This is a genomic window from Micromonospora sp. NPDC048040 (genome assembly GCF_055587185.1).
Genome location: NZ_JBVJGT010000124.1, coordinates 1 through 3,895, shown reverse-complemented (window position 1 = coordinate 3,895; position 3,895 = coordinate 1). Strand labels below are relative to the sequence as shown.

Below are 3,895 nucleotides of genomic sequence, written 5' to 3'. Positions count from 1 at the left end.
GGGGAGGTGGTGGTGGCGGATGTGCGGTGGGATCGGTTCGTGTCGTCGTTCACGGCGTTGCGGCCGAGTCGGTTGTTCACCGAGATCCCCGAGGCACAGTCGGCCATCGAGGCAGCGGCCCGCAGCGAGGACGGCCCCACCGACCAGGTTTCGGCCTTCCGCCGGCGGCTCGCGGCTCTGCCGCCGTCGGAGGCCGAGGCGACCCTGCTCGACCTCGTGCGCTCCCAGGTCGCCGCGGTGCTCGGCCACGCCACCGTGGAGTCCGTGCCGCCGGACCGGGCGTTCCAGCGCCTCGGCTTCGACTCCCTCACCGCGGTCGAGTTGCGCAACCGGCTGACCGCCGAAACGGGCCTCGCGCTGCCCACCACGCTGGTCTTCGACCACCCGACCCCGGCCGCCCTGGTCGCCTTCATCCGGGAGACCGTGCTCGGCGCCTCCGGCGACGCGCCGGCCGGGCGTACGGTCACCGTCGTCGACGACGACCCGATCGTCATCGTGGGGATGGGCTGCCGCCTCCCAGGCGGCGTCGGATCGCCGGACGAGTTCTGGCAACTGCTTTCCACGGGACGCGACGGCATCTCCGACTTCCCCCTCGACCGGGGCTGGGACGCCTTCCTCGGCAGCGGGCTGTCCGACACGTCCTTCGTCCGCAGCGGCGGCTTCGTCTACGACGCCACCGAGTTCGACGCCGAGTTCTTCGGCATCTCGCCCCGCGAGGCCCTCGCCATGGACCCGCAGCAGCGGCTGCTGCTGGAGACGTCCTGGGAGGCGGTCGAATCCGCCGGCATCGACCCGACCAGCCTGAAGGGAAGCGCGGTCGGCGTCTTCGCCGGCGCCAGCTTCCAGGGGTACGCCAGCGGATCCGTGGGCCGTGCCCAGGAGGTCGGCGGCCATCTGCTCACCGGCAACGCGACCAGTGTGCTGTCGGGTCGGGTGGCGTACTCGTTCGGTTTCGAGGGGCCGGCGATGACCGTGGACACCGCGTGTTCGTCGTCGCTGGTGGCGCTGCACCTCGCGGCGCAGGCGCTGCGGTCCGGGGAGTGCGACCTCGCCCTCGCCGGCGGCGTCTGCGTCATGGCGTCCCCGGCCACCTTCGCCGAGTTCTCGATCCAGGGCGGGCTGTCGGCCGACGGCCGGTGCAAGTCGTTCTCCGAAGCCGCTGACGGCACCGGCTGGTCCGAGGGCGTGGGCATGCTGCTGGTGCAGCGGCTGTCCGACGCGCGGCGGGACGGTCGGCGGATCCTGGCCGTGGTCCGGGCCACGGCGGTGAACCAGGACGGCGCGTCCAACGGTCTGACCGCGCCGAACGGTCCGTCGCAGCAGCGGGTGATCCGGCAGGCGCTCGCGTCGGCGGGCCTGTCCGCCGGGGACGTGGACGTCGTCGAGGCGCACGGCACCGGCACCAGGCTCGGTGACCCGATCGAGGCGCAGGCGCTGCTGGCGACCTACGGGCAGGGCCGCGGCGAGGCTGCGCCGCTGCTCCTCGGCTCGGTGAAGTCGAACATCGGTCACACGCAGGCGGCGGCCGGCGTGGCGGGGATCATCAAGATGATCCTGGCGATGCGGGCCGGGGTGGTGCCGGCGTCGTTGCACGTGGGCGAGCCGTCGTCGCATGTGGACTGGTCGTCGGGTGCGGTCGAGCTGGTGACGCGGGCGCGTGAGTGGCCGGCGGTGGGGCGTGCGCGTCGGGCGGGTGTGTCGTCGTTCGGCATCTCGGGCACGAACGCGCACGTGATCCTGGAGCACCCGGGGCCGGCGTCGGAGCTGGAGCTGGCGGTGCAGCCGGCGCCTGCGGCGGGAGAGCCCTCGGCCGCGGCGGTGGAGTCGGTGGCGGGGGAGGATCTTGCCTCGGCGCCCGTCGTGTCTGCCGGAGTGCCGGTGCCGTGGGTGGTGTCGGCGCGGTCGGAGCGGGGTCTGTCGGGTCAGGCGGCGCGGTTGGTGGCGTTCGTGCGGGACCGGTCCGACCTCGCGGTGGCCGACGTGTCGTGGTCGTTGGCGACGTCGCGGGCGGCGTTGGAGCACCGCGCCGTGGTGTGGGGTGGCTCGGTCGAGGAGTTGACGGCGGGGCTGGCGGCGGTGGCCGAGGGCCGGCCGGTGGTGTCGGGTGTGGTGTCGGCGGGCCGTCGGGCGGTGCTGTTCACCGGTCAGGGCTCGCAGCGGGCCGGCATGGGTCGCGAGTTGTACGAGGCGTTCCCGGTGTTCGCGGCGTCCTTCGACCGGGTGTGTGGGCAGTTCGACGGGCTGTTGCCGCGTCCGCTGCGCGAGGTCGTGTTCGCCGAGCCGGGCACTCCCGACGCCGCTCTGGTGGATCAGACGGTGTTCGCGCAGGCGGGTCTGTTCGCCATTGAGGTGGCGTTGTGGGAGTTGCTGTCGTCGTGGGGTGTGCGGGCGGACTTCCTGGCGGGCCATTCGATCGGTGAGGTGAGCGCCGCGTACGTGGCGGGGATGCTGTCGCTGTCGGATGCGTGTGCGCTGGTGGCGGCGCGGGGTCGGTTGATGCAGGCGTTGCCGGCCGGCGGGGTGATGGCCGCGGTCGGCGCTTCGGAGGAATCGGTCGTCGAGCTGATCGACCTCACCGGTGCGGCGGTGGATGTCGCGGCGGTGAACGGTCCAGCTGCCGTGGTGGTGTCGGGTGCCGCGGGCGAGGTGGCTGTGCTGGTGGCGGCCGCTCGTGAGCGGGGCTGGCGGGTCAAGGAGTTGTCGGTCAGTCACGCGTTCCACTCGCGGCTTATGGACCCGATGTTGGACGAGTTCGCCTCGGTGGTGGCGGGGCTGGGCTGGCAGGCGCCGAGGATCCCGATCGTGTCGAACGTGACCGGGGCCGTGGCCGACGCCGGGGAGATCACCGACCCGGGTTACTGGGTGCGGCACGTGCGGCAGGCGGTGCGGTTCGCCGACGGGGTGGCGGCGCTGCGGGAGCAGGGCGTGCACACGTTCCTGGAGGTCGGCCCGGACGCCGTCCTCACCGCCATGGCGGCCGAGGCTGCGGCGACCGGCGACGACGTGCGGTACGTCGCCGCGCTGCGCCGCAAGCAGCCGGAGCTCGCCGCCCTCACCGCGGCCGTCGGGCAGCTCTGGGTGGCCGGCGTCGCCGTGGACTGGGCCGCGTACCACGGCCAGGCCGGTGCCCGGCCGCGCGTGGTCGACCTGCCCACGTACGCCTTCGACCGGCAGCGGTACTGGCTGGACGACCCGCAGCCCGGCGCGACCCCGGCGGCCGTCGACACCCCGTCCGACGAGCGGTTCTGGGCGGCGGTCGAGTCCGGGGATCTCGGCGCGCTGGGCGAAGAACTGGCGGTGGGCGCGGACGAGCCGTCCACGGCGCTGCTGCCGAAGCTCGCCCGGTGGCGGCGGACGACGCAGCAGCGGGCCGCCGTCGACTCCTGGCGGTACCGGGCGACGTGGCGTACGACCGCCGTGCCGGAATCCGCGACCCTGGCGGGGACCTGGCTGGTGCTGACGGCGCCGGGGCAGGAGAACCACCCGGCGGCCGAGGGGCTGGCCGCCCGGGCCGCCCGGGTGATCCCGGTGCCGGTCCCGGCCGACGCGGACCGGGACCGGGTGGCCCGGCTGCTGCGCGACGCGATGGGGTCCGCCGACCGGGACGCGAACGTGCTGTCCCTGCTGTCGCTCACCGACCCCCGGGAGCCGGCCGCGGTTCCGGGCGCCGTCGAGGCGTCGCGGGCGCTGACGGTGGTGCAGGCCCTCGCCGAGGTCGGCGGGGCGGGCCGGCTGTGGTGGCTGACCCGCGGGGCGGTCTCGGTCGGCGCTTCCGACCCGCTCACCGACGTCGCTGGTGTGGCGGTGTGGGGTTTGGGTCGGGTGGTGGGTTTGGAGTTGCCGTTGCGGTGGGGTGGGTTGGTGGATGTGTCGGGTGTGTGGGATGGGGGTGTGT

At 74.1% G+C, this 3,895-nt stretch carries 1 pseudogene; it reads left to right on the top strand.

What is annotated here, in order from left to right:
* Positions 1–213: 213 nt before the first annotated feature.
* Positions 214–3,895: pseudogene (locus tag ACZ6O2_RS36360) on the top strand (type I polyketide synthase); the annotation flags it as partial.